The sequence below is a fragment of the Streptomyces pinistramenti genome, assembly GCF_020564935.1.
Classification (GTDB): domain Bacteria; phylum Actinomycetota; class Actinomycetes; order Streptomycetales; family Streptomycetaceae; genus Streptomyces; species Streptomyces pinistramenti.
This window is the reverse complement of the sequence record NZ_JAJCXB010000003.1, coordinates 113,374-138,435: the sequence shown is the minus strand read 5'-3', so window position 1 is coordinate 138,435 and position 25,062 is coordinate 113,374. Positions and strand designations below refer to the sequence as shown.

21 protein-coding genes are annotated in these 25,062 nt (G+C 71.4%); 16 read left to right on the top strand and 5 right to left on the bottom strand.

The window, feature by feature from the left end:
* Window positions 1–205 precede the first annotated feature (205 nt).
* Together LIU39_RS03560 and LIU39_RS03555 are read left to right on the top strand one after the other, a co-directional pair.
* A complete protein-coding gene (locus LIU39_RS03560; protein WP_227044435.1) occupies window positions 206–469 on the top strand; it encodes a hypothetical protein in 264 nt (87 codons plus the stop codon).
* Between the two features lie 935 nt (window positions 470–1,404).
* Window positions 1,405–2,193, top strand: coding sequence for an SAM-dependent methyltransferase (locus LIU39_RS03555; RefSeq protein WP_227044777.1), 789 nt, complete (start codon window positions 1,405–1,407; stop codon window positions 2,191–2,193).
* Between the two features lie 22 nt (window positions 2,194–2,215).
* On the opposite strand, the gene LIU39_RS03550 is transcribed toward LIU39_RS03555, so the two are convergent.
* Window positions 2,216–3,154, bottom strand: coding sequence for a helix-turn-helix domain-containing protein (locus LIU39_RS03550; RefSeq protein WP_227044433.1), 939 nt, complete (start codon window positions 3,152–3,154; stop codon window positions 2,216–2,218).
* Window positions 3,155–3,239: 85 nt separating this feature from the next.
* The gene (locus LIU39_RS03545; protein ID WP_227044774.1) at window positions 3,240–3,476 is read right to left on the bottom strand and encodes a DUF397 domain-containing protein; all 237 of its coding nucleotides are present in this window, start codon (window positions 3,474–3,476) and stop codon (window positions 3,240–3,242) included.
* Window positions 3,477–3,978: 502 nt separating this feature from the next.
* Between LIU39_RS03545 and LIU39_RS03540 the strand changes: the two genes are divergently transcribed.
* Together LIU39_RS03540 and LIU39_RS03535 are read left to right on the top strand one after the other, a co-directional pair.
* The gene (locus LIU39_RS03540; RefSeq protein WP_227044431.1) at window positions 3,979–4,188 is read left to right on the top strand and encodes a hypothetical protein; all 210 of its coding nucleotides are present in this window, start codon (window positions 3,979–3,981) and stop codon (window positions 4,186–4,188) included.
* On the top strand, window positions 4,175–5,572 hold the full coding sequence (locus LIU39_RS03535; RefSeq protein ID WP_227044429.1) for an amidase: 1,398 nt from the start codon (window positions 4,175–4,177) through the stop codon (window positions 5,570–5,572). The genes LIU39_RS03540 and LIU39_RS03535 overlap by 14 nt, the downstream gene beginning before the upstream one ends.
* Window positions 5,573–5,638: 66 nt before the next feature.
* On the opposite strand, the gene LIU39_RS03530 is transcribed toward LIU39_RS03535, so the two are convergent.
* Together LIU39_RS03530 and LIU39_RS03525 are read right to left on the bottom strand one after the other, a co-directional pair.
* Window positions 5,639–7,531 carry a sensor histidine kinase gene (locus tag LIU39_RS03530; protein WP_227044427.1) on the bottom strand — a complete coding sequence of 631 codons (1,893 nt, stop codon included), beginning with the start codon at window positions 7,529–7,531 and terminating at the stop codon, window positions 5,639–5,641.
* Window positions 7,521–8,297 carry a response regulator transcription factor gene (locus LIU39_RS03525; protein ID WP_227044426.1) on the bottom strand — a complete coding sequence of 259 codons (777 nt, stop codon included), beginning with the start codon at window positions 8,295–8,297 and terminating at the stop codon, window positions 7,521–7,523. Before LIU39_RS03525 ends, LIU39_RS03530 begins: the two co-directional genes overlap by 11 nt.
* Window positions 8,298–8,408: 111 nt before the next feature.
* Between LIU39_RS03525 and LIU39_RS03520 the strand changes: the two genes are divergently transcribed.
* From LIU39_RS03520 to LIU39_RS03500, 5 genes are all read left to right on the top strand, one after another.
* Window positions 8,409–9,047: a hypothetical protein gene (locus LIU39_RS03520; RefSeq protein ID WP_227044423.1), complete on the top strand. Its 639-nt coding sequence runs from the start codon at window positions 8,409–8,411 to the stop codon at window positions 9,045–9,047.
* Entirely contained in the window at window positions 9,034–10,164 is a 1,131-nt protein-coding gene (locus LIU39_RS03515) for an efflux RND transporter periplasmic adaptor subunit (protein ID WP_227044421.1), read from the top strand. Before LIU39_RS03520 ends, LIU39_RS03515 begins: the two co-directional genes overlap by 14 nt.
* A 2-nt stretch (window positions 10,165–10,166) precedes the next feature.
* Window positions 10,167–10,922, top strand: a complete 756-nt coding sequence (locus LIU39_RS03510; RefSeq protein WP_227044773.1) for an ABC transporter ATP-binding protein — start codon at window positions 10,167–10,169, stop codon at window positions 10,920–10,922.
* Window positions 10,919–12,163, top strand: a complete 1,245-nt coding sequence (locus LIU39_RS03505; RefSeq protein WP_227044419.1) for an ABC transporter permease — start codon at window positions 10,919–10,921, stop codon at window positions 12,161–12,163. The genes LIU39_RS03510 and LIU39_RS03505 overlap by 4 nt, the downstream gene beginning before the upstream one ends.
* Window positions 12,164–12,609: 446 nt before the next feature.
* Window positions 12,610–12,825 carry a hypothetical protein gene (locus tag LIU39_RS03500; RefSeq protein ID WP_227044417.1) on the top strand — a complete coding sequence of 72 codons (216 nt, stop codon included), beginning with the start codon at window positions 12,610–12,612 and terminating at the stop codon, window positions 12,823–12,825.
* 3 nt (window positions 12,826–12,828) lie between these two features.
* Here LIU39_RS03500 and LIU39_RS03495 read toward each other — a convergent pair whose 3' ends face one another.
* A complete protein-coding gene (locus tag LIU39_RS03495; protein ID WP_227044415.1) occupies window positions 12,829–14,652 on the bottom strand; it encodes a sulfatase family protein in 1,824 nt (607 codons plus the stop codon).
* Window positions 14,653–14,753: 101 nt separating this feature from the next.
* Here LIU39_RS03495 and LIU39_RS03490 point away from each other — a divergent pair, with 101 nt between their 5' ends.
* From LIU39_RS03490 to LIU39_RS03460, 7 genes are all read left to right on the top strand, one after another.
* Window positions 14,754–15,713: a formylglycine-generating enzyme family protein gene (locus tag LIU39_RS03490; RefSeq protein ID WP_372463799.1), complete on the top strand. Its 960-nt coding sequence runs from the start codon at window positions 14,754–14,756 to the stop codon at window positions 15,711–15,713.
* Between the two features lie 72 nt (window positions 15,714–15,785).
* The gene (locus tag LIU39_RS03485; protein ID WP_227044412.1) at window positions 15,786–16,352 is read left to right on the top strand and encodes a PadR family transcriptional regulator; all 567 of its coding nucleotides are present in this window, start codon (window positions 15,786–15,788) and stop codon (window positions 16,350–16,352) included.
* A 110-nt stretch (window positions 16,353–16,462) separates the two neighbouring features.
* Window positions 16,463–18,043 (top strand): sulfatase family protein, encoded by a 1,581-nt coding sequence (locus tag LIU39_RS03480; protein ID WP_227044408.1) that lies wholly within the window; start codon window positions 16,463–16,465, stop codon window positions 18,041–18,043.
* A 182-nt stretch (window positions 18,044–18,225) separates the two neighbouring features.
* The gene (locus LIU39_RS03475) at window positions 18,226–19,461 is read left to right on the top strand and encodes an MFS transporter (protein ID WP_227044406.1); all 1,236 of its coding nucleotides are present in this window, start codon (window positions 18,226–18,228) and stop codon (window positions 19,459–19,461) included.
* 46 nt (window positions 19,462–19,507) lie between these two features.
* Complete coding sequence (locus tag LIU39_RS03470; protein ID WP_227044405.1) at window positions 19,508–21,007, top strand: sulfatase family protein; 1,500 nt, start codon at window positions 19,508–19,510, stop codon at window positions 21,005–21,007.
* Entirely contained in the window at window positions 21,004–23,466 is a 2,463-nt protein-coding gene (locus tag LIU39_RS03465) for a beta-glucosidase H (RefSeq protein WP_227044404.1), read from the top strand. The genes LIU39_RS03470 and LIU39_RS03465 overlap by 4 nt, the downstream gene beginning before the upstream one ends.
* A gap of 64 nt (window positions 23,467–23,530) precedes the next feature.
* Window positions 23,531–25,009, top strand: coding sequence for a sulfatase family protein (locus LIU39_RS03460; protein ID WP_227044403.1), 1,479 nt, complete (start codon window positions 23,531–23,533; stop codon window positions 25,007–25,009).
* The last annotated feature ends 53 nt before the right edge of the window (window positions 25,010–25,062 follow it).

The following is a 25,062-nucleotide window of genomic DNA, read 5'->3' as shown; positions in this document are numbered from 1 at the left end:
TGAGCAGACTCCGCAGCCGCACGAGATCATTCCGCTTTCACCGAGATCACGGCGATGGCGCACGCGAGGCACGGCTGACTACGTTGCGGCGCAGGACAACAGGAAGGGCTCCGAGGGGTTGATCGCCCGCCTCGAAGCCCTTGAGAGGTGTCACGCAGAGAGGCACCTCTTACGCGTCCGCCCATCGACCGTGAAGGGTTTCGAGATGACCGAACGCGCAAACCGGAAGTGGTTCAGCCAACTTCCGGAGTTTCCCGACCGTAGCATTCCGCCCTTTTCCTGCGCACAAACAGCCACGGTGCGCGCTTTCGCCTGCACCGTGCGCTGGAGCTCCGTCCTGGCCACCACGCTGGTGGCCGCGGCTGCCTGGCGGGGCCTCACGCTACCGGCGAAGGCCCTCATCGCCCTGATGCCCGCGCTCTGGTGGGACCAGACCCGGGTCATGTACCTGCGGATCCGGCGGCCTTGACCCCTGCCGCTGCCGGCGCATCGCGGTGCGCCGGCAACGACCGGCGGTCGTCAAAGGGCCCGGCAAGCGCACGGCCTGCTTTCAGCCATTGTGGAACCACGTGCAACAAGCTTTCTTGATCGCACAGGAATTCCTCTCCTCCCCCGGAGCGCCTGGTACCCACCGCACGGCGTGCGGCCCTGCCGCCCGCACACTCGGCCCCTCAACCGACCTCCGCCCCGCCTCCGTGACGCACCTCGCGCTCGGTACAGGCTCCCCCGGACCGCCCCGGAAGCGGCGTCGTCCCCGTACGCCACACACCTGCCCCGCGCTGCATCTCGCACCAACCGACGGGGCATTTACTCCCGCTACGCCACCGCCCGACGCAGAAGCGCGCCGGCCGGACGGCATCGGGCCCGCGCCTTCCCGGAACCTGGCATCGGTGCTGCAGGAGGCCATGCGGACCACCTCGTCAACCGCCACCGCGAAGCGCCCGCCCGTCCGCCGCACCACTGTCGGAACGCAAACCCGCCCCGCCGTCGGCCCCAACTCCCCCTGCCCTGTCGCCAGGCCGACATCCTGCCCCTGCACCGTCGCATCGCGCCGCCGATGAACCGGACGCCGGAACCCAACGGCATCGGCGGCACGGAAACCGGAAGCGTCGCCGCGACCGCGATACGGCTTCCGATGCACGCCTTCGCAGATTCTCACCGGCATATGCGCGCACCGTGATCCGCACCATAATTCGGCATCCAGGACTGCACGACCGCGTACGCCGGGACACACGCCTCTGCTGCAAAGCGGCCGATTCCCCCCGCGTCGTACCCCCCACACGGCCAACGAACTAGTCCGTGCGGGGGGTTACTTCTAGCATGGATGGCTTAGGCGACCAGTCCTGCGCGTCTCACGGAGAGCCCCGTGAGACGGACGCACGGCGCGGGGAGAACCACATTTCCATCGATGTCAGTACACCCAGCGTTGCAAGAATGTACGACTATCTTATCGGCGGTACGGATAATTTCTCCTGCGACCGCACAGCCTGTGCGGAACTCCTGCGCATCGCGCCGAGCACCAGGGAACTCGCCCTCATCAACCGGGCGTTCCTCATTCGCGCCGTGCGCTATCTCGCTGCGGAATGCGGAATCCGCCAGTTCATCGACCACGGATCAGGACTGCCGACCCGTCCCAACGTCCATCAGGTCGCTCAGGACGTCGCCCCGGAAGCCCGGGTGGTCTACCTCGACAACGACCCCATGGTTCTCGCTCACGGGCGGATGATGCTCCAGGAAAACCTCGCGACGACGGCCGTGGTGGACGCGGACCTGCGACACACGGACGAGATTTTCGCGAATTCCGAGGTGCGCCGACTCATCCGATGCGACGAACCGGTTGCCGCCCTGTTCGTGTCCGTACTGCACTGCATCCCGGACCACGATGATCCCTGGCGGCTCATGCGCAACGTCGCGGGCCGCTTACCGTCCGGCAGTTACCTGGTGATCGCCCAACTCGCCAGCGGCAATGCGGCGTTGCGGCGCGAGGTGACGGAATTCATGCAGCGGACGACCGGCGGGCGGTGGGGGCGGGTCCGCTCCTTCGCCGAGGTCGACCGTTACTTCGAGAATCTGGAGCCGGCGGAATCCGCCGCTCCCGTCGAAGTCTCGCAGTGGTGCCCGGACACCGACCTCTCCCCACGGCAGGCCACCCAGGAATGGATCGAATACGGCGGTGTGGCACGCGTCGGATAGTCCGTCGGCCGGGGCCGCTCGGCTAGTCGTTCTCGGCAAGCTTGTCGATGTAGTTCTGGAGGATGTTCAGGGTCGCCTTCTTGTCGGCGGCCAAATCCCACAGGTAGAGCAGATCGACCTTGTGCTCCTCGACTTCCTGGGGATTGCTGACGTAGGTGCCGCCCTCCAGATAGGCCATGTCGCTCCCCTTGCCCTGCGGGAACTTCAGCAGCGTGATGGAGGAAATGGGAGCGGCGGCGTGCTCGGCGGCGGTGAACGGGAGGACGCGGATGTGGATGCGCTCTCTGTTCTCCGCGTAGTTGAAGAGGTGGCGGAGCTGTTCGCGCATCACGGCCCGGCCACCGGTGGGCTTGTTGAGGATGCTCTCGTCCAACAGGGCGTAGTAGTCGGGGGCGTCGGCCTGGTCGAGCAGCCTCTGCCGCCGAAGACGCACGCTCAGCCTGCGGTTGATCCGCGTTTCGCTCTTCTCGTCGGGGTCCTCGCCGGCCGACTTCCGGTACGGCGCCCTCATGACGGCGCGCGCGTACTTCGAGGTCTGGAGCAGGCCGGGGACAAAGAAGCCCTCGTAGGTGCGGATTTCCCGCGCCGCCGCTTCCATGCTGATCAGCCGCCCCAGCCAGCCCGGCACGACGTCGCGGAATCCCGCCCACCATTCCTTGACCAGGGACTGCCGCGTCAGGTCGCGCAGCGTCTCCAATTCGCGTGCGTCCGTGCGGCCGTAGAACGTCGCGAGCGCGATGACGATCTCTTCTTTGAAGGGGGTCTTGGCGTCCTCGTAGCGGCTCAGGGTGGACGCGGAGCCGATCACGCCGGCGTCGACGACGTCCTTGAGCCGGAGGCCGGCCACCTCGCGCAGCTGCCGCAGGTGGGTGCCGAGCACCCTGCCTGCGGCGACCGGCGGTTCGGCCTGCTCCTCAACACCGCCGTTGTTCGGGACAACACTAAGGACGCGGTCGATCACTCTGACTCCTCCACACCGGCGAAACTCCCGCCAGCATCCCAGCATGAGGAATCGGACAGCCGCCACGAACTCTGCCCAACGGTTTTCAGACAGTCATGCGGTCGAACTCGCCCTTCCGCGCGCCGTCAAGGAAGGCCGCCATTTCCGAACGTGTGAACACCAAAGCGGGACCGCCCGGGAAGCGGGAATTCCGGAAGGCCACTTCGCCGCCATCCAGGCGTGCAATTTCCACGCAGTTGCCCGACGGGTCGCTGGCCTTGGCCTTCACCCAGCCCGCACGCTCGATCGAGTCCGCGGCCACACCATTTCCGTAATGCACCATATTCTCCCACTCGTTGACTCTGACCAGCGTCGATACCCCTGACGCCGGGCATACGCACTCAGCAATCCCGGCGAACTCGTCGGCCACGTGCACGCGGCCGTGAAATTGCACGGGATCCCGGGGTGGCGCCGATCTTAGCCGCCGGGGCCGGGAACCCGCCGTCCCTCGAAAGAGCGTTCCTTCGGCGCGAATATAGGAGGTAATACATTCGAATGATCCCCCCGCAATTCCCGGGTCCTGCGCGCGCCACTTTGGCTGAAGTGGATTCGGTAGCGCGGGGTGGCCGGCAGCGGCGCGCACCGTGTCCGGCCGATTGCGTTCGGAGCGAACGGGGCTGCCCGGCACGGGAGTCGGGGTCCGCACGGCCCCGTGCAGCTCCCCGCGACTCTTCCGCCGCACCGCGCGGATCGACGGCCTACCCTTCGCAAAGACAATTGTGTTGCGTTTGCTGTCGAGGGTGCCGCCTGGCGCCGCCCGCCGGCACCGAAAATGAAGGGCGTACATGCGTACCGTCGATTCCTCGCCGGGGGAGGCCGCCGAACCGGCGCCACCCACCGGGTCCGATCCACAGGACGGGCATCAGGCCGCCGTGGCCGCGGTGGCCCAGCACATCAACACCGTCATCAGCCCTCTTCGCGAGCTGGATCTGGCGGAGACCTGGCCGGACGGCGGCCACGGCACCGGGCGGGGAGCAGCCGATGCGTCCCTATGAGCTGACCCTCGCCGAGGCGTCCGAGGCGGTCGGGAAAGGGGAGTTGACGGCGCGGGAGATGGCCGAGTCCGTTCTCGGCCGGATCGCGGTGGTGGATCCGGTACTGCACCCGTACGTCACGGTGACGGGCGAGCGGGCGCTGCGTTCGGCCGCGGAGGCGGACCAGGAGATCGCGGCCGGCCGGTACCGGGGCCCGCTGCACGGCATGACCGTGGCGCTGAAGGACCTCATCGACGTGGCCGGACTGCCGACCGAGGCCGGTTCGCGGGTGCGGGCCGGTCATGTCGCCGCGCAGGACAGCACCGTCGCGGCGCGCCTGTCGCAGGCGGGCACGGTTCTCCTCGGCAAGGTCCAGACCCACGAGTTCGCCTTCGGGGTGACCACCCCGCAGACCGCCAACGCCTGGGACCACGGCCGCATCGCGGGCGGATCGAGCGGGGGCTCGGCGGTCGCGGTGGCCACCGGAGCGGCCACCTTCGCGCTGGGCACGGACACCGGGGGGTCGGTCCGTATGCCCGCGTCGCTGAACGGCGTGGTCGGGTTCAAGCCGTCGTACGGCCTGGTCTCCCGGAGCGGTGTGGTCCCGTTCGGGTGGTCCATGGACCACGTGGGTCCGCTCACCCGCACGGTGCGGGACGCGGAACTGGTGCTGCCTGCGCTCACCGGATACGACCCCGAGGACCCGGCCAGTATCCGGCCGGTCCCCCGCCCACGCCCGGCGCACCCGGAGGACGGGCTGGCGGGAGTGCGGGTCGGTGTGCCGGTCAACTACTACTTCGAGCGTATCGACCCCGAGGTGGAGGCCGCCGTGCGCGGCGCCCTGGCGCAACTGGCCGGGCTCGGTGCCGAACTCGTCGAGGTCGAGATCCCGATGGCGCGGTACATCCTGCCCACCGGATGGGGCCTGCTGGCTCCCGAGGCGGCGGCGTACCACGAGGAGACGCTGCGGACGGTTCCCGAGCTGTACGGGCCGGAGGTCCGGCTGCTCCTGGAGGGCAGCGGGTCCATCTCCGCGGGCGACTACCTGCGGGCCCAGCGGTCGCGCACGCTCATGCGGCAGGCGTGGGCCCGCCTGTTCGACGAGGTCGACGTGATCGCCGCGCCCACCGTGCCGTTGACGGCGCTGCCGGCCGGCCAGGAGAGCGTCCGGTGGCCGGACGGCACGGTGGAATCGGTCCTCGACGCCTACTCGCGGCTGACCGCCCCCGCCAACGTCACCGGCGTGCCGTCGCTGACCCTCCCGGTCGGCCGCGATCACGCCGGTCTGCCCATCGGCATGCAGCTGATGGGCCGCTACCTGGACGATGCCGGCGTGCTGCGCGTCGGGCACAGCTACGAAGCGGCGCACTCTCCAGGTCGTGAACTGGCCGCCGTGGCTGCCTGATCGGCGCCCGGCGGGCCGGTGCGGCGGCGGCCCGGACGGCACCATGGTCCGTCCGGGCCGTCGCCGTCAGCCGTCGTCGCCCGGCTGCGGGGGCAGCGGAAGGGTGAGCCGGAAGACGGAGCCCGCGCCCGGTGCGCTGCGTGCCGTGACGGTGCCGCCGTGCGTCTCCGCGAGTTTGCGCACGATCGACAGGCCGAGGCCGCTGCCGCCGGTCTGTCGGCTGCGGGACTTCTCGGCGCGCCAGAAACGGTCGAAGACGTGCGGGAGTTCGTCCGGCGCGATGCCCGCACCCGTGTCGGCCACGTCGATCCGTACGGTTCCGTCCGCCGCCCGGGAGTGCAGGGTCACCGTGCCGCCGCGGGGGGTGTGCCGGATCGCGTTGGAGACCAGGTTGCCGGTCATCTGCCGCAGCCGGACCGGGTCCGCGTCGATGAGCGTTTCGTCGTCGGCGGTGACGGTGAGCGTCACGCCGCTCGCGTCCGCGTCGGCGCGGTGCGCGTTCGCGGTCTGCGCCAGCACGTCCGCGACCTGCACCGGCACCTTCGACAGCCGCAGCTCGCCCGCGTCGGCCGCCGCCAGATCGCGCAGGTCGTCGATGATGTGCTGGAGCAGCAGCGCCTCTTCGAGTACGGAGGCCAGCAGGTCCGCGTCGTTGTCGACGACGCCGTCCTCGGCCGCCTCCAGCCAGCCCCGGATGTTGCTCAGCGGCGTGCGCAGCTCGTGCGCCACGTCGCTGACCATCGCCTTGCGCAGCCGTTCAAGCTCCGCGCGCCGTCCGGCCATCGAGTTGAAGGCGACCGACAGCCGGCCGATCTCGTCGCCGCCGGTCACCCGCACCTGGGCGGACGCGTCGCCCTCCGCAAGCCGCTGCACCGCGGCGGTCAGCGCGCGCAGCGGACGCACCAGCCGGATGCCGGCCAGGACGGTGACGGCGACGGTCACCAGCAGCACCAGCGCCGCGCCCCCGGCGATCCGCGCCTTGTTGGCCGGGGACAGGGCGAAGAAGGTGGTCGCGGCGCGGCCCGGACTGGAGACGTAGAGCTGCGCGGCGGGCGCGACGTACGGGGCGAGTTGTTCCGCGCGGCTGGTGGCGACGCACGAGGAGACCTGGGTCCTGCCGGTCTCGCGCCCCGCGACCACCGGCCTGCCGCGGCCGTCGAGCGACAGGGTCACGGCGGGCGCGCCGCGGTGGGCGAGGCAGGTGTTGACGAGGGTGCTGAGCGCGGACAGCGCCTTCTTCTCGGTGGGGGTGGGGTCGTCGAGGGCCGTGATTGCGCACCGGACCGTGGTGCTCGCGCCGGGCGGAAGCACCAGCCGGGACCGCCCGCTCGGCTCCCTTTCGATGCGGACGTCCTCCTGACCGACCTCCCGCAGGCACGCCTGGACCCGCGAGGCGACGATGTCGAGTCTGTCGCGTTCGCCCCGGGGCAGCAGGAACGGCCCTGCCGCACGCGGGTCGATCCGGTCGCTCGCCGAGCGGGGCAGCAGGTCGGGGTTGACGGAGAGCGGGTCGATGACGGCGGTGGGCTTGGCGGGCGGCCGGAACGGTACGCCGGGTTCCGGGTCGGAGTCGGCGACCGGCTGCGGGTGGCCCCGGCTGGTCAGCACGATGCGGTGGCCCGTCCTGCGGGCGAGCGCGGCCACCGTGCCGGTGACGTCCGACCAGTCCGGGTGCCGGGCCGCGTAGCCGAGCAGCGCGTCGTACGCCTTGGCGTCGTCGGCCAGCGCCTGGCCCTGTTCCTGGCGGATCGCGACGGCCGTCATCTGGACGACGACGTACGCGGTGGCGGCGACCGAGCAGACGGACACGACCACGGACACCGCCAGCAGCCGCAGCAGCAGACTGCGGCGCAGCGGCACCTCACGGCGCAGCGGTTTCGGCGTGAAGCGCCAACGGGGCGCGGCGCGGCGGGACTTGGAAGCTTCATCGCCGTCGGGCCGGCTCGTGTCAGGGCCCATGGCGGGCGTCCCTCCGGCCGGTGGCGGGCCCGGGGTCCGCCCGGTCGGCGGGCGGCTCCTCGTCGACGAGTTTGTAGCCGACGCCGTACACCGTCACCAGCCGGCGGGCGCTGCGCGGGTCCTGCTCGATCTTCTTGCGGAGGTTCATCACGTGCACGTCCACGGTCCGCGCGGTGATGTAGCGGTCGAAGCCGTGCAGCCGCTCCAGGATCTGCGCGCGGCTGAAGACCTGTCCCGGACGCGATGCCAGCACCTCAAGCAGCCTGAACTCGCCCGGTGTGCAGTGGATGCGGCGGTCGTGGGCCCACACCTCGTGGCGTCCGGGGTCGACGGTCAGCGGCCCGACCCGCAGTACGGGGTCCGGCACGGCCGCGTCCGCGCCCCCGCCCGCGCGGCCGCCGCGCCGCAGCAGGGACCGGGCGCGGGCCATCAGTTCGCGCGGGCTGAACGGTTTGGACATGTAGTCGTCCGCGCCCAGGTCCAGGCCGAGCAGCAGGTCGTCCTCGGTGGAACGGGCGGTCAGCATCAGCACCGGCAGGGCGGCGAGGCCCGCCTCGGCGCGCACGATCCGGCACACGTCGAGGCCGTCGATGAACGGCATCATCACGTCGAGGATCAGCAGGTCCGGTGGACGGCGGCGCAGCTCCGCGAGCGCCGTCGCGCCGTCGTGCACCACGACCACGTCGTGGCCCTCGTGTTCCAGATAGCGGCGGACCAGCTCCGCCTGTTTCCCGTCGTCCTCGGCGACGACCACGCGTGCACACATGCAGTGAGTCTAGGAACGCCGTGCGCCGCCCGGGGCGGCCGGGCACGACCCCTATGAGCACGCCATGAGTTCCTGACAGCTTCCTGACAAGTCGTCGTGATGCTGGGCGGCATGCGGAACACGAAACCTCTGAGCCCCGCGGTCCGTACGGCCGCGTTCTCCGTCTGCGCGCTTCTCGCGGCGACCGTGCTCACCGCCTGTGGCGCGGGCGACGGTGGCGATGCCAAGGCCGGCAAGGACGGTGTCTCGACCCTGGAGACCGGAAGCCCGGCATCGGACGGCAAGCCCGGTGCGTCGGAGTCGTCGAAGACCGACTCCCGGCGGCCCCAGTTGCGCATGGACTCCTCGGACGAGGAGAGGGACAGGCTCGGCGACGCCTACAACGCCTGCCTCCAGGCCCACGGCGTCCCCATGAACACCAAGCGGGCCGGAATGGCGGGCGCCAAGCAGGCGGCGCCGATGCAGAGCATGGAGATCGCCAAGAAGTACAAGCCGGCCTACGACGCGTGTCTGGTGAAGCTGCCCCTCCAGCCTCCTGAGCTGGACTCGAACGTCAACCCGCACTACACGGACCAATACCGCGTCTTCGTGAAGTGCCTCAAGGCCAAGGGCGCGCACATCCACATGACCCAGGACGAGCACGGCGTCGCGAACGGCTACACGTACGACGACGACAACGGCATGCCCGAAGCCGAGGAGTTCAAGGCCAGCAAGGTGTGCCAGAAGGAGTCCTTCAGTGTCAAGCACTGACAGTGCACCGGCGCCCGGCCGCAGCCGGGGCAGGCGGGTCGCGGTGGCGGCGGTGGCCGTGGCGGTACTCGCCGGGGGCGCCGCCGGTGCGGTGGCGCTGTCCGCGCACGGCCGTGACCAGCAGCCCAAGAAGGCCGGCGCCCCCTCCGCGGGGACGACCAAAGTCGTGCGGATGGACCTCGCCGACAGCCGGACCCTGCCCGGCGCCCTCGGCTTCGGCGGGCAGCGGACCGTCAAGGGCACCGGAAAGGGAGCGGTGACCCGGCTGCCGAAGACGGGCGCCCCGGTGTCCCGCGGCAAGCCGCTGTACTGGGTCGACGACCAACCCGTCATGGTGTTCTTCGGCGACACCCCGTTCTTCCGCACCCTCAGCACCGCGGGGACCGGCGGGCGGGACGTGACCGTACTCGCCGAGAACCTCCGGGCGCTCGGCTACGACACCGGCCCGACGCCGCGGGCGACCGCCTCCAGCGGAGACACGGAGCCCGGCACCGAACTGACCCCCGCGCTGCTCGCCGCGCTCAAGCGCTGGCAGCACGACACCAAGCAGCAGGAGACCGGGAAGCTCGTCCCCGGGCACATCGTCGTGCTGCCCGGCCCCTACCGGGTCAGCGGCATCAAGGCGCAGCTCGGGGATCCGGCGGCGTCGGAGGTGCTGACCGTCACGTCCGTCCGCAAGTCGATCCGGGTGAAGGTGGACGCGCAGGACTCCGGTCCGATCCACAAGGGCGACTCCGTCACCCTCACCCTGCCCAACACCAAGACCGCGCCGGGCAAGGTCACTTCGGTGGGGCAGACCGTGCAGGGCGGAACCGATGACGACGCCTCGGGCACGGCATCCGAAGCCACGCTCCAGGTCACGGTCGAGCCGAAGGACAGCGCCGCGGTGAAGGACCTCAGCTCGGCGTCCGTGCAGGTCACCTTCACGACGGAGAAGCGCGAGCAGGTGCTCGCCGTCCCGGTCGGCTCGCTGCTCGCACTGCGCGAGGGCGGCTACGCGCTCCAGCGGCCCGGTGGCCAACTTGCCGCCGTCAAGACCGGGTTGTTCGCGAAGGGCATGGTCGAGGTCTCGGGTGCGGGCGTCAAGGAAGGCGACCGGGTGGTGACCACGTCGTGACCCTGCCGCACACCGCACCGGCCGCCGACGGCGCGCCGGCCGCCGCCCCGCTCCCCCGCCGGACCGGCCCGCCCGTCCTCACCGTCAAGAACGCGACGAAGGCGTACCACGGCGGCGTCAAGGCGCTCGACGACGTCTCGCTCACCATCGCCGACGGTGACCTGCTCGCCATCGTCGGCCCTTCCGGGTCCGGCAAATCGACGCTGCTGAACATCATGGGCACCCTCGACCTGCCGACCAGCGGCTCGGTCGAGATCGGCGGCGAGGACCCGGCCCGGCTGTCCGACCGCCGCCTGTCGGCGCTGCGCGGACGCTGGCTCGGCTTCGTCTTCCAGCAGTTCCACCTCACCGACGGCCTGAGCGCCGCGGAGAACGTCGCCACCGGGCTGCTGTACGCGGGGGTGCCCCGGCGGCAGCGCAGGCCGCTGGCGGTCGCCGCGCTGGAGAGGGTCGGGCTCGGCCACCGCGTCGGGCACCTGCCGCACCAGCTCTCGGGCGGCGAGCGGCAGCGTGTGGCCATCGCCCGCGCCCTGGTCAACGGGCCCGCGCTGGTCCTCGCCGACGAGCCGACCGGCGCCCTCGACACGGCCAACAGCCAGGCCGTCCTCGACCTGCTCGTCCGGCTGAACGCCGAGGGCACCACCATCGCGGTCATCACCCACGAACGGGACCTCGCGGCCCGGCTCCCGCGCCGGGTCGAGATCCGCGACGGCCGCATCGTCGCCGACACCGCAGCGCACACCGGGGGCCCGCAGTGAAACGCACCGACACCGTCCCCGGCCCGAGCGGCCCGGACGCCGACCCCAGCCGCCCGGTCCGGCTCGCCCCCTCCGACGTGCTGCGCCTGGGCCTGCTCGGGATCCGCACCCGCCGGATGCGCGCCGCGCTCTCCGCGCTCGGCATCTCCATCGGCATCGCCACCCTGATCCTGGTGACCAGCATCCCGGCCTCCAGCCAGCGCCACCTCGACCAGCAGCTGTCCGCGCTGGGCACGAACACGCTGCGCGCCGAACCCGTGCCCAACCGGAAACCGCCCGTCCTCCTGCCCGAGGAGGCACCGGACATGGTCCGGCGGATCGGCCCCGTCACCCATGCGAGCGCCGTCGCCAACACCCATGCCCTGGTGCGCCGTTCGGACCGCACCGACCCCAACGACGGCCTCGGCCTGACCGTGCTCGCGGCCCGGACCGACCTGCTGTCCGCGGTGAACGGCACGGTCAGCTCCGGTACGTTCCTGAACGCGACGACCGACACCTTCCCCACCGTCGTCCTCGGCTACGAAGCCGCGGCCCGGCTCGGCATCCCCCGCCTGACCCCCGGCCAGGAACCACCCCAAGTCCTCATCAGCGACACCTACTTCACCGTCGTCGGCGTCCTCGGCCCGATGCGCCTCGCCCCCGACCTGGAACGCTCCGTCCTGGTCGGCTGGGGCGCCGCCAAGAAGGTCCTGCACTTCGACGGGCATCCGACGGTCGTCTACACGACGGCACGCGAGGACTCCATCGAAGACGTCGCCTCGGTACTCGCGGCCACCGTCTACCCGCAGACCCCCGGCCTGGTCCAGGTCAGCCGCCCCTCCGACGCCCTGGCCGCGAAACGCGCCACCGCATCGACGTTCTCGGCCCTCTTCCTCGGCCTCGCGGGCGTCGCCCTGCTGGTCGGCGGCGTCGGCGTCGCCAACACGATGTACATCTCCGTACTGGAACGCCGCCGCGAAATCGGCCTCCGCCGCGCCCTGGGCGCCCACCGCGGCCAGATCCGCGGCCAGTTCCTCACCGAGTCGGTGGCCCTGTCCCTCCTGGGCGGCATCCTGGGCACAGCCGTAGGCGTCCTGGCCTCCCTCGCCTACGCGGTCTATCAGGGCTGGCCACCGGTCATCCCCCTGTCAGCGGTCGGCGCCGGCACGGCCGGAGCGGTCGCGATCGGGGTGGCGGCGGGCGTGTACCCGTCGATGCGGGCTGCCCGTCTGGCGCCTACCGAGGCGTTGGCTACGGGGTGAGGGGGCGGGGCGCCTGGCAAGCCGGCGCCCCGCCGCGTCCGCACCCCGGGCAACACCATCGGGATTCCCGGATGCCACTGAGCGACGCTGTCACCGTCCGGTTGAATGGATCGTGTGCACGAAACACCGCATTCACCGAGAACGACCTGCGCGCGCTGGCCGGTCCGCGTTCCTTCGAGCGAGGACGGGGATACCTGGACGCGGTGACCGCCGTGGAAGTGGGCGACGACCGGATCACCGCCGCGGTCCACGGGACCAGTGCATACGCGGGGAGCGCTCCGTTTCCACCGCCGCCTCGTCCGCCTCGTCCGGATCACCCCCACGCCGGTGGGGGTGATCCGAAGAAACAGCGGACCGCAGACCGGGGGCCGCCGTTGCCCCCACCGCCGTGGGGGTGTTCCGCCACGGGCAACGCGCTGGCCCGAAGGGAAGAGGTGCGCCTGGCCGTGTCCGTCAGCGGCTCCGACAACCTCCTCGTCATGGTCCGGCTGCGCGGCCTGCACGCCGTCGCCCCCTTCGAGGCGCACCTCGCGGAACGCTTCCCGCACCTGAAGGTCAGCGACCGCACCGATTTCCTCCACTCCCGCAAACGCATGGGCCGACTCCTCGACACCACCGGCCGAGCCGTCGGACACGTCCCCTTCTCCCTGCCGCAGGTCTGACCCCTACGACTGGACCGCGTTCGCCATCGAGGTCAAGGAGGTCCCGAGTTCAGGCGCCGACGCGGCGGCGAGTTCGGCGGCGATGGCCTGGAGCAGGTCGCGGGGGACGAGGCCGACCGCGAACGCGGCGATCTGGAGCAGGGACAGCTCCCCGGCCATGCGGGCGAACGGGCCGTCCAGGAGTGCCGTGAAGTGCGCACGCAGGATGCGTTCGCCCTCGGTGTGGGCGAGCAGGTCGCGCAGCGGGGTGTGGACGCTGAGCGGGCCGGTGGGGAAGTCCTCCGGGCGGGGCGGGGGTGCGGTGGACGCCTCCACCTGAGGGCGCTGCGTCCGGGCGAGCAGATGCGCTTCGGTGACCGGGCCGGACTCCGGCAGTCCGAGCCGCACGTACTGCTCCCGCGGGGCGTCCGAGGTCCTCAGCAGGTCGGTCAGCAGCGTCGCCATGCACAGCTCCAACGCGTCGTCGACGAGCGGGTGTTGCTGCTCGGGGTCGGTTTCCAGGTCGTAGAGCAAGGTTCCGAAGGCGTACGGGTTGGACATGGCGTGGCCCGGCACCTTCACCAGCGGCACCTCCTTGGTGAAGGAGAACGGCGGGACCAGCTCGGCGCTCTTGAGTTCGGCGGGGGCGAAGCGGCCGCGCATGTGGGTGGGCATGAGGGTGTGCTCGTGCAGGGGCTGGTTGGTCCGCTCCGCGCTCGCGCGCATGTAGACGTGGCGGCCGTCGGTGACGCTGACGTGGCCGCCGAAGGCGCCGAACAGGCCCGCCTCGCGTACGGGGGTGTCGTCGGCGACAGTCCGCTGAAGCGGGTGTCCCTGCATGTCGGGGGTGGGGGCGAGGCCGAAGTGCTCCAGGAGCGTGGGCGCCAGGTCGATGGTCTGCACGAGGGCGGTGCGGCGCTCGCCCCGGACGCGGCTGCGCGGATCCCAGACGAACAGTGGGGTGTGGATGGTCTCGTCGTACCAGGGCTGGACGTTCTTTCCCCACCAGCCGTGCTCGCCGAGCAACAGGCCGTGGTCGGTGCAGACGATCAGCAACGTGTCGTCCCAGAGGGCGAGTTCGTCCATGGTGTCGAGGACCCGGCCCAGGGAGGCGTCGCACATGGACAGCAGGGCCGCGTACTCGCAGCGGGCGTGGTCGACCTGTTCGTCGCTCTCGCTGACCTGTTTGTAGTCGGGCCAGTCGAAGTGCGGGCCGTCGTAGGCGTGCGCGTAGTGCTGCTTGTGGCGGGCGTAGCTGAAGAACGGCTCGTGCGGGTCGAACGTCTCGATCTGCAGGAACCAGCCGTCCTCGGCGTGGTTCGTGTGCAGGAACTCCAGGCCCGCGTCGAAGGTGCGGGTCTGCGGGTGGTCGGCCTCGTCGTTGAGGTACTGGCGGTTGATCCAGTCCTGTCGCCAGCCCTCGCCGCAGCGCACGCGGAGGGCGTCGGGGATGTCAGGGTCGGCGACGTGGCCCTTCCAGGCGTCGCCCTCCTGGCCGCGGAAGAACTCGAAGGTGCGGTAGCGGCCGTGATAGGTGGCGCCGCCGTCCTCCCAGTAGTGCTGATGATCCGTCACCAGGTGGGCGTGGATGCCGTGTTCGCCGAGGATCTGGGGCATCGAGTCGTCGAAGGGTTCGAGCGGGCCCCAGCTGCGGTGCAGGAAGTTATGGCGACCGGTGTGCAGTTCGCGGCGGGCCGGCATGCACGGCATGGAGCCCGCGTAGCAGGTGTGGAAGGTGGCCGTGCGCTCGGCGAGGCGCGTGAAGTTCGGGGCGTGGATTTCCTGTGCCCCGTAGGGCGGCAGGAAGCGCCGGTTGAGCGTGTCGAACATGACCATGATCGCCTTCATGAGCCACTTCCTTGCCGCGCCTCTGGATGATTATGTTCGAATGAACATAGGTGGGGTGATCGATGGAGACAACCCCGATGACCGGGAGGATCAGAGCCGAGATGAGCGATTCCCGCGGCCCCGCGCGCTGCTGCATGCCGACCGGCGGAGGACCGGCGGCCGTTTCCGCGGCCGTACCCCTGACCGTGGCGCCGGGCAGGGTGCGCGACGGGCGGGGCATGGTGTCGCTGCCGGGCGGCGAGTTCCTGATGGGCACGGACGACGCCGAGGGCTTCGCCGGGGACGGCGAGGGGCCGGTGCGGGCGGTGCGGCTCGACCCGTTCCGCATCGACGTGTGCGCGGTGACCAACGAGCAGTACGCGGCGTTCGCCGAGGCCACCGGGTACCGCACTGACGCCGAGCGCATCGGCTGGTCGTACGTGTTCGCCGGCTTCCTGCCGGCGACCCTGCGGCGCGGGGCGCCCCGGCCGGAGCGAACCCCCTGGTGGTGCGGGGTGCAGGGCGCGGGCTGGGACCGGCCGGAAGGGCCCGGCAGCACGCTGGAGGGGCGCGGCGCCCACCCGGTCGTGCACGTGTCCTGGAACGACGCCGCCGCGTACGCCGCGTGGGCGGGCAAGCGGCTGCCGACCGAGGCCGAGTGGGAGTACGCCGCCCGCGGAGGGCTCGACCGGCGGCGTTACCCCTGGGGCGACGAGCTCGACCCCGACGGCGGCTACCGCTGCAACCTCTGGCGAGGCACCTTCCCCACCAAGAACACCGCCGCCGACGGGTACCCCGGCACGGCCCCCGTCGACGCCTTCGAGCCCAATGGCTTCGGCCTGTACAACACCTCCGGCAACGTCTGGGAGTGGTGCGCCGACTGGTGGACCACGGATCATGGATCCGCCCGGCCGCTGATCAACCCCCAAGGCCCGCGCGGCGGTTCGGACAAGGTGATCCGCGGCGGCTCGCACATGTGCCACGTCTCGTACTGCAACCGCTACCGCGTCGCGGCCCGGACCGCCAACAGCCCGGACAGCTCCAGCGGGCACGCGGGTTTCCGCTGTGTTGCACCCGCGTGAAGACTCTTGACACCGTCCGGGCGGCGGGTGAATCTGAGCCTAGCTAGGTTCTTGAGAACATAAGAGGTTCGGATGCAGCTCGACTACGTGATCCTCGGTGCGCTGGCGCTTCGCCGCCTGTCCGGCTACGACCTGCGTCGCTGGATGGAAGGTCCGGGCCGCTACATCGGCTACGGCGTCAAGCTGCCCCAGATCTACCGCCGGCTCGGCACCCTGGTGGAGCGCGGCTGGGTGGACTTCGACGTCGACCCGCGCGAGGGCCGCCCGGACGCCAAGGTCTACCGGCTCACCGAGGCGGGCGAGGAGGCGCTGCGCGCGTGGGCGCGCTCCCCGTACGAGCCGTCGCCGCGCCCCATGGACCCGGAGTTCAAGCTGCGCTTCCTCTTCGCCGGGCAGCTCGACCCCGAGATCGCCCTGGACATCGTCCGCACCGAGCTGGCGTACCGGCTCAAGCACGACGCGCTCAGCGCCGCCGTGCCCGCCCCCGTCGCGTACGAGCCGCAGATCGACGGTCTCGACGCGGGCTGGGCCCGCGAGGTGCACACCATGGCCCACGAGCACGGTTACGCGTTCGCGGCCTCCTACATCGCCTGGCTCCAGCTGACCGAGGCCCGCTTGGAGGCGCGGCTCGGCCGCTGACCCTGCCACGCCCGGAGAACCCCACACCCCATACCGCTTCCGCAGCACGTGGCGAGCCGCACCGCCACGTGGCGGTCCCCCCTTGCCCGATCCCCGACCGGGAGCCGCACATGCGCATCATCTACGTCGACGTGGACACCCTCCGCGCCGACCACACCACCCCGTACGGATATCACCGGCCCACCACCCCCAACCTGCAGAAGCTCGCCGACAGGTCCGTCACCTTCGACCGCTACTACTGCTCCGACTCGCCGTGCCTGCCGTCCCGCACCGCGCTGACCAGCGGTCAGTTCGGCATCACGAACGGGGTGATCGGGCACTTCGGCCCGGCCGCACAGTTCCGGCTGGACGCCGGGCACGGCCCCGAGCCCGACCGGCCGCTGCTCGGCCAACGGCTCGGCTTCGGCGGGTACTACACCGCCGCCGTGTCGGTCTTCGCCGAACGCCACCGCGCGTACTTCTTCCACGCCAACTTCCGCGAGTCCATCCGCGCCACCGACCGGATGGGCGACGAGGAGGCGCCCGACGTCAACCGCGCCGCGATCGACTGGCTGCGCCGGCACGCCGACGACGACAACTGGTATCTGCATCTGACCTATTGGGATCCGCACACCAACTACACGCAGCCCGCCGAGTGGTCCGAGAAGATGGCCGCCTCGGGCCCCGTGCAGTCCTGGCCCGACGAGGAGACGATCGCCGCGCACGCCGAGGTGTACGGCCCGCGCAGCGCCCTCGACCTGCACTACTCGATCCGCGGCGCGGGTACCTCGCCCGTCCCGCACAACATGCCCGACGCGATCCGCTCCCGCGCCGACTTCGAGCACCTGATCAACGGCTTCGACGGCGCCATCGCCTACTGGGACCACCACTTCGGCCACCTCATGGCCGTACTGGACGAGTTGGGCATCGCCGACGACACCGCGGTGATCGTCAGCGCTGACCACGGGGAGTCCTTCGGCGAGCTGGGCTCGTACGCCGAACACGGGCACGCCAGTGAGCCCGTCCAGCGCATCCCGCTGATCGTGCACTGGCCGGGCCTCACCGACCGGCTGCCCGAACAGGCCCGCCGCAACGACGCCCTCCTCTACAACATCGACCTCGCCCCCACCCTGTGCGAGCTGCTCGGCCTGGACGTCCCGGCCGGCTGGCAGGGAGAGTCGTTCGCCCCCGCGATCCGCGGCGAGCACATCGACTCGCGCGAGTACCTCGTCCTCGGCCACGGCGCCCACACCTACCAGCGTGCCGTCCGCACCCGCGACCACCTCTACCTGCGCACCTACCATCCCGGCAGCTTCCGTACCGAGTGGGAGCAGCTCTTCGACGTCACCAAGGACCCCTACCTGACACGGGACTTGATGGAAGACGAGCCCGGCCTCGCTGCCCGGATGCGGTCGCATCTCGCCGAGTGGTGGCACGAGTACGCGGGCCGCCCCGGCGCCCTGCCCGACCCCATGCAGGCCACCCTGCAGACCGGACCCACGTACTACAACGACCCCGCCCGCTACGCCGCGCACCTGCGCGCCACCGGCCGCGCCCACCTCGCCGACGACTTGGAGCAGCGCCTCGCCACGCTGAACGTCCCCGTGTCCTGGCACGCCCCCGACCGGCCCCGCACCGCCGAGCTCCTCGAACGCTGGGTCCACCTGCTGCAGACCCGCGACCAGCACACTCCCACCCAGCAGGGCGGCTGAGTCTCCCCACCCGCGCACGCACCCCGCGCCCCCGCACCGGCGAAGGAGCCGTGATGCCGACCGATGCCGTACCACCAGTGCCGCCCGTACCCGTGCGATCCGTCCCGCCGCTCACGAAGGCGCCACCGCCCGGCGCCCCTCGCCGATGGCGTCAACTCGCCCTCCTGGGTGGGCTGCTGAATGTGGACAACAGCGAGTCCAGTGTCCTGTCCGTCCTCTTCCCCGCGCTGCGCGCCGCCCTCGGCCTTCCGCTCGCCGCGCTCGGCCAGCTGGTCGCCGCGAGCAAGCTGGTCCACGCCGTCGCCGGGCCCCTCTGGGTCGCGCTGGCCCGCCGATGGCCGCGCAAGAACGTCCTCGCCGTCTGCTGCGGCTTCTGGGGCGTGTGGACCGCGGCCATGGGCCTGGCCCAGAACTTCGTCCAGCTCATCGTCCTGGCCACCATCGCCTCCGCCGGGATCGCGGGCGGCGGACCGCTCGTCAACGGCCTGGTGGCCGACCTCTTCGACGACGCCGACCGCGGCCGCGCGTCCGGTGTGCTGTACGGCATCGCCGCGCTGGGCCTCGGCATCACGGGCCCGCTGCTCGGCCTGCTCGCGGACGTCGAGAACGGCTGGCGGTACGGATTCTTCGCCTCCGGCACCGTCCAGGTGGTCTTCGGCGTGCTGATCCTCGCCTTCCTCCACGACCCGGGCATCGGCGCCACGGACGGCGCCGGCTCCGGACCGGCCGCCGTGGCCCTGCTGACCCGGGCGCAACTCCGCAGCCTGCTGCGCAACCGCACCCTGATGCTGATCTGCGTACAGCGCCTGACCACCGGGCAGTTCATCCTGATCAGCTTCGGGGTCACCTTCCTGGTGGACGAGCGCGGCTTCAGCAATGCCACCGCCTCCCTGGTGACACCAGCCGCCACCGTCACCTACCTGCTCGGCACGTTCCTCGGCGGCTTCGTCGGCGACCGGGTCCACCGGCGGTACCCGCGCACCGGCCGGATCGCGGCCATGCAGACGGCGATCGTCACCTATGCCGTGGTCGCCTACGCCGCCACCCAGATCGACTGGAGCCCGCTGTGGGCGTACATGGTGGTGTTCAGCCTGGTGGGCGCCGCGCAGAGCGTCAATCCCGGCATCAACCGGCCGGTGGTGATGTCGGTGGTGCTGCCGGAACTGCGCAGCGCGGCCTTCGCGTTGATGCTCTCCGTCGAGGCCGCCGGGTGGGCCATCAGTTCTCTCCTGGTCGGCTATATCGGCGACGCGTTCGGCCTGCAGACGGCATTCCTGTGGCTGGCCGTCGTCCTCATGCTGGCCAACGGCGCCCTGGTCACGCTGCTCTACCAGCCCTACGTGCGCGACGCCGCGGCCGTCCGTTCGGAGCTGGCCCGCCGCGCCGCCGCCACCATCGGAGGAGCGAAGCAAGCATGACCACCGTCACCGGGATCATCCCGGCCCCGCACACGGAGAACGCCTCGTGAGTACCCGCGCCACTCGCCCCAACTTCCTGATCCTCATGCCGGACCAGCTGCGTGCGGACGCGCTCGGCGCCTTCGGCAACCCGCACGCGGGCACCCCGCACCTCGACGCGCTCGCCGCCCGCGGCACCCGCTTCAGCAACGCCTATGTCCAGCACCCGGTCTGCTCGCCCAGCCGCGCCTCGATCCTCACCGGCTGGTACCCGCACACCGCGGGCCACCGCACCCTCACCCACCTGCTCAAGGACCACGAGCCGAACCTCCTGCGCATCCTCAAGGACGCCGGGTACCACGTCACTTGGGCCGGCATGCGCGGCGACACCTTCGCGCCCGGCGTCACCGAGTCCAGCGTCGACGAGTACGGCTTCTCGACCTGGCCCACCCGGCTGTACGGCGGGGACTACCCCGACGGCGTCTGGTCCCGGCTGTTCTACCGGGGCCGGGTTCCCGACGACGGCCAGATCGACCCCGACGAGGCCGCGGTGCGCACCGCCGAACAGTGGCTGCGCGAGCCCCCGCGGGACCGGCCCTGGGTGCTGTTCGTGCCGCTGGTGGCGCCGCACTGCCCGTTCCAGGTGGAGGAGCCGTGGTTCTCCCGGTTCGACCGCGGCGCGGTGCCCGACCCGGCCCCGCCCGGCGACCCCTCCGGCGAACCGCGCTATCTGCGCGCCGTCCGCGAAGCCCACGGCCTGGACGAGGTCACCCCCGAACAGTGGCGCGAGGTCGTGGCCACGTACTACGGCATGGTGTCCCGCCTCGACGACCAAATCGGCCGCATCTCCAGGGCAGTTGAGCAGTCCGGAGCGGCGGACGACACCGTCACCCTCTTCTTCGCCGACCACGGCGAATACCTCGGCGACCACAGGGTGATCGAGAAGTGGCCGTCCGCGATGCACGACTGCATCACCCGCGACCCGCTGATCATCAGCGGTGCCGGGCTCGGCGAAGGCGGCCAGGAGTGCGACGCGATGGTGGAGATGGTCGACGTCCTGCCCACCGTGCTCGATCTCGCGGACGTGCCCGCACCCCACCGCCACTTCGGCCGCAGCCTCCTGCCACTGCTGCGCGACCCGGCGGCGCCGCACCGTGAACTCGCCTTCACCGAAGGCGGGTTCACCGTCGACGAGGAACCGCAGATGGAGCGCGCGAACTTCCCCTACGACCTGAAGTCGGCCCTCCAGCACCAGGATCCGACCCTGGCGGGCAAGGCCGTCGCCGTCCGGGACCAGGAGTGGACGTACGTGTGGCGGCTGTACGAGCAGCCCGAGCTGTACCACTGGGCGAAGGACCCGCACGAGCGCACCAACCTCGCGGGCCGCTCCGAACACGCCGATGTGGAACGGCGCCTGCACGACGCCGTGCTGCGCTGGCTGGTGGAGACCTCCGACGTCATCCCGGCCGACCCCGACCCGCGCCGGCCCGACGTGGCCCTGCCCGCCCCGGCCGCACCCGCCCGGTCCTGGACGATCCCCGCGCCCACGCAAGGGAACCCACGATGAACCACACCAACCGTCTGGCCGCCGTCGAAGCCGCCCTGGCCCGCCTCGACCTGGACACCAAGACGCGCCTGCTCGCCGGCCAGGACCTGTGGTCCCTGCCCGCCGTCCCGGAGATCGGCCTGGAGTCCGTGGTCATGTCGGACGGGCCCGTCGGCGTGCGCGGACCCGATTTCACCCCCGACGACCCGGCCCTCACCCTGCCCAGCCCCACCGCCCTTGCCGCCACCTGGAGCCCGGACCTGGCCCGCACGGCCGGCCGTGCCCTCGCCCAGGAGGCCCACCGCAAGGGCGTGCACGTCCTGCTCGCCCCCACCGTCAATCTGCACCGCTCCCCACTGGGCGGCCGCCACTTCGAGTCGTACGCGGAGGACCCACTGCTCACGGCCCGCATCGGCGCGGGATACGTCACGGGCCTCCAGGAAAGCGGCATCGCCGCCACCGTCAAGCACTTCGTCGCCAACGACGCCGAGACCGAACGCTTCACCGTCGACAACCAGGTCGGCCCCCGCGCCCTGCGCGAGCTCTACCTCGCCCCGTTCGAGGAGATCATCGCCACGGCCCGGCCCTGGGCACTGATGTCCGCCTACAACTCCGTCAACGGATCCACCATGACGGAGCACCGCCCGCTCCAGATCGGCGTCCTGCGTGAGGAGTGGGGCTACGACGGCGTCGTGGTCTCCGACTGGCTGGCCGCCCGGGACACCGTGCGGGCCATCGAGGGCGGACTCGACATCGCCATGCCGGGCCCGTTCACCGTCTTCGGCCCGGCGCTCGCCGCCGCCGTACGCGACGGCCGGGTAGCGGAGGCCACGGTGGACACCGCCGTACGACACGTCCTCCTGCTCGCCGCACGCCTCGGCCTGCTGAAGGGCGCCCCGCCCGTCGTGGGGCAGGCCGACCGCCCCGCGCCCGTGGACGGGGAAGCCGTGGCCCGCGAGATCGCCACCCGGTCCATCGTGATGCTGGAGAACCGCGACCGTACCCTGCCGCTGAACGCCTCCGGCACCCGCCGCATCGCGCTCGTCGGCCGGGCCGCCCGCGACGCCCGCATCCTCGGCGGCGGCTCCGCCACGGTCTTCCCCTCCCATGTGACCTCCCCGCTGGACGGACTGCGCGCCGCACTCCCGGACGACGTAGCACTCGACTACGCCGTGGGCGCCGACCCGAACAACGAACTCTCCATCGCCGCAGCACAGTTCACGCTCCGCGCCGTCCTGCGGGACGCGCGCGGATCAGTTCTCGGCGAGTGCCCGCTGCCGGTCGGCAACCTGCGCTGGACGGCTGACGCACTGCCCGACGGCGCCGACTTCGAGGCCCTGGACTCGGTCGAGATCACCGGCACCTTCACCCCACAGGACAGCGGTACCCACCACTTCGGTACGCGCGGCAACGGCGACTTCCGGCTCACCGTGGACGGCAGTGTCGTGTACGAAGGGGACGACGACCCGGAGGCCACGGAACCGACGGGCGCGGTCCTGATCGGCCGATGTGTGCCGCGCGGCACCGCGGACCTGGAAGGGGGCCGCCCGGTCACCATCAGTCTCCTCAACCACACACCCAAGGGCGCCATCGGCCCGCTGCACGGCGTCGCCTTCAGCCTCGCCCACCGGGCGCCGGAACGCGACGGCGACCAGCTCATCGAGGAAGCGGTCGCCGCCGCGTCCGCCGCCGACGTCGCGGTCGTCGTGGTCGCCACCACCGAACACGTCGAGAGCGAGGGGTTCGACCGCGTCACCCTGCGCCTGCCGGGGCGCCAGGACGAACTCGTCGCCCACGTCGCCGCCGCCAACCCGCGCACCGTCGTGATCGTCAACTCCGGTGCGCCCGTGGAGATGCCGTGGCGCGAGGACGTCGCCGCGGTACTGCTGAGCTGGTTCCCGGGACAGGAGGGCGGCGCGGCCCTGGCCGACGTGCTCCTCGGCCACGCCGAGCCGGGCGGCCGCCTGCCCACCACCTGGCCCGCCCGTCTCACCGACGCCCCCGTCACCCAGGTCACCCCCACCGGCGGCGTCCTGCGCTACGACGAGGGCGCCCTCATCGGCTACCGCGCCTGGCAGCGCCATGCCACCGCCCCCGCCTACCCCTTCGGCCACGGACTCGGCTACACCGACTGGACGTACGAACACATCGAGCTCACGGACACCGAAACGGTCCGCATCCGGCTGCGCAACACCGGCGACCGCACCGGCCGGGAAGTGGTCCAGCTCTACGTCGCCCCCACCCGGCCCGATACCGCGGAACAGCCGGAGCGCTGCCTCGCGGGATTCGCAGCCGTCACCGCGGAACCGGGCGAGGCCGCAACGGCCGACATCCCCCTTCCCGAGCGCGCCTTCACCCTCTGGGACGAGAACAGCGGCGGCTGGACGACGGTCCCCGGCGAGTACCAGGTGCTGGCCGGCCACAACGTCGCCGACACCCGCCTCTCGGCCGTCATCGCCGTACCCGCCGAGGACGCCTGAGACTCGACCGCTTCCATGAAGGCACTCCACGAAGGCAGCACTCCACGAAAGGGACTCGACCGCCATGCAGTCCGCCCCGCCCGCCGAGCCCCTCAACATCCTGTGGCTGTACTGCGACGAACTGCGCGCGGACGCGCTCGGCTGCTACGCCACAGGACCCTTCCGCCCCCACACGCCCGCCGTCGACCAACTCGCCGCATCCGGCGCCGTGTTCCAGGAGTGCCACACCAACTCCCCGGTCTGCGTGCCTTCTCGCACCGCGCTCCTCACCGGGCAGCCACCCGAGCGCACCGGCGTCTACCACAACGAGGCGTACGCCGACGGCTTTCCCCTGCCACCCGGCCTGACCACCTTCCCGGAGGTCTTCGTCCGCCACGGCTACCGCACGGCCAGCTTCGGCAAGGAACACCTCCCGGCCGGGCTGACCCCGTGGCAGGTGCACGACCCCGCCGGCGGCGCCATGCGAGCCCCGCTCAGCGGCCGGAACCCGGCAGACTGCGCCCCGGCACTCGCCCCGAACGGGAAGACGATCGTCGCCGGCACACTCCCCGAAGGACAGCCGTACACCCCCGCCCAGGTCACGGAGAACGCCGCCGCCTGGATCGCGCAGGCACAGGAACCCTTCCTCGTACGGGCTTCCTTCCCGCAGCCGCACACCCCGGTGATCGTTCCGCACGCGTACGGGCAGGTGCACAGGCCCGAGGACTTCCCGGACGTGCTCCCCGGCTCACGTACACCGGTGAGCCGGTTCGAGCGACGCTTCGCGGAAGTCAGCGGCGGCGGCCCGGACGCCGACCCGGCCGTTGCCCGCCAGGCCCACGCGGCGTACCACAACCTGGTCAGCTGGGTCGACGCCCAACTCGCCGTCCTCATGGACGCCTTGCGCGCCAAGGGAGTTGCGGACCGCACCGTCGTCGTCCTCACCTCGGACCACGGCGCCCACCTCGGCGAGAACGGGGCGTACGGCAAACACACCTTCGCGCGCGGCTCCCACCGGGTGCCGCTGATCATCAGCGCACCCGGACGCCTCGCGCGCCAGGTCCGCACCGACCTGGCCCAGTCGCTCGACCTGGCCCGGACCCTGTTCGGGCTGTGCGGCATCGAGGCGCCGGAGTCGTTCGACGGACGCGACCTCTTCCACGACCCGGCACCGACCGGGATCTTCTCGACCATCGGCTACGGCGCACCATGGAGCCGGGCCTTCCCCAACCAACAGCACGGAACCTACGACGACGGCCGAGGCTGGCCCCGCCGCTCGTGCATCCGCACCGACCGCTACCGCCTCGACGCCACCGTCCGGATCGACGGCCGCCCACCACGCGACAACGAGGAGGAGGACCTCGTCCTGATCGACCGCGTGGCCGACCCCGACGAGACGGTCAACCTGGCAAACGACCGTCAACTGGCCGACCTGGTCAAGGACTTGCATGCCCGCCTTCTGAAGAACGCCGTGGAAGTCGACGACGACCTGCTCAAGGACCTCGCCCTCAAGACCCTTGAACGGCACCGGGAGCTGCGGCGCAGCGGCCGTAGCACGCTGTGAGGCTCGGCAGCCGCTGCCTGTGCGGTTCATCAGCACGCAGCACCCCGGCGACA

Coding starts and splice junctions, on each gene's coding strand:
- LIU39_RS03485 (WP_227044412.1), top strand. CDS start 15,786: ATGCAGCTCGACTACGTGATCCTCGGTGCGCTGGCGCTTCGCCGCCTG.
- LIU39_RS03525 (WP_227044426.1), bottom strand. CDS start 8,297: ATGTGTGCACGCGTGGTCGTCGCCGAGGACGACGGGAAACAGGCGGAG.
- LIU39_RS03540 (WP_227044431.1), top strand. CDS start 3,979: ATGCGTACCGTCGATTCCTCGCCGGGGGAGGCCGCCGAACCGGCGCCA.
- LIU39_RS03545 (WP_227044774.1), bottom strand. CDS start 3,476: ATGGTGCATTACGGAAATGGTGTGGCCGCGGACTCGATCGAGCGTGCG.
- LIU39_RS03465 (WP_227044404.1), top strand. CDS start 21,004: ATGAACCACACCAACCGTCTGGCCGCCGTCGAAGCCGCCCTGGCCCGC.
- LIU39_RS03495 (WP_227044415.1), bottom strand. CDS start 14,652: ATGAAGGCGATCATGGTCATGTTCGACACGCTCAACCGGCGCTTCCTG.
- LIU39_RS03460 (WP_227044403.1), top strand. CDS start 23,531: ATGCAGTCCGCCCCGCCCGCCGAGCCCCTCAACATCCTGTGGCTGTAC.
- LIU39_RS03535 (WP_227044429.1), top strand. CDS start 4,175: ATGCGTCCCTATGAGCTGACCCTCGCCGAGGCGTCCGAGGCGGTCGGG.
- LIU39_RS03520 (WP_227044423.1), top strand. CDS start 8,409: ATGCGGAACACGAAACCTCTGAGCCCCGCGGTCCGTACGGCCGCGTTC.
- LIU39_RS03490 (WP_372463799.1), top strand. CDS start 14,754: ATGAGCGATTCCCGCGGCCCCGCGCGCTGCTGCATGCCGACCGGCGGA.
- LIU39_RS03480 (WP_227044408.1), top strand. CDS start 16,463: ATGCGCATCATCTACGTCGACGTGGACACCCTCCGCGCCGACCACACC.
- LIU39_RS03560 (WP_227044435.1), top strand. CDS start 206: ATGACCGAACGCGCAAACCGGAAGTGGTTCAGCCAACTTCCGGAGTTT.
- LIU39_RS03530 (WP_227044427.1), bottom strand. CDS start 7,531: ATGGGCCCTGACACGAGCCGGCCCGACGGCGATGAAGCTTCCAAGTCC.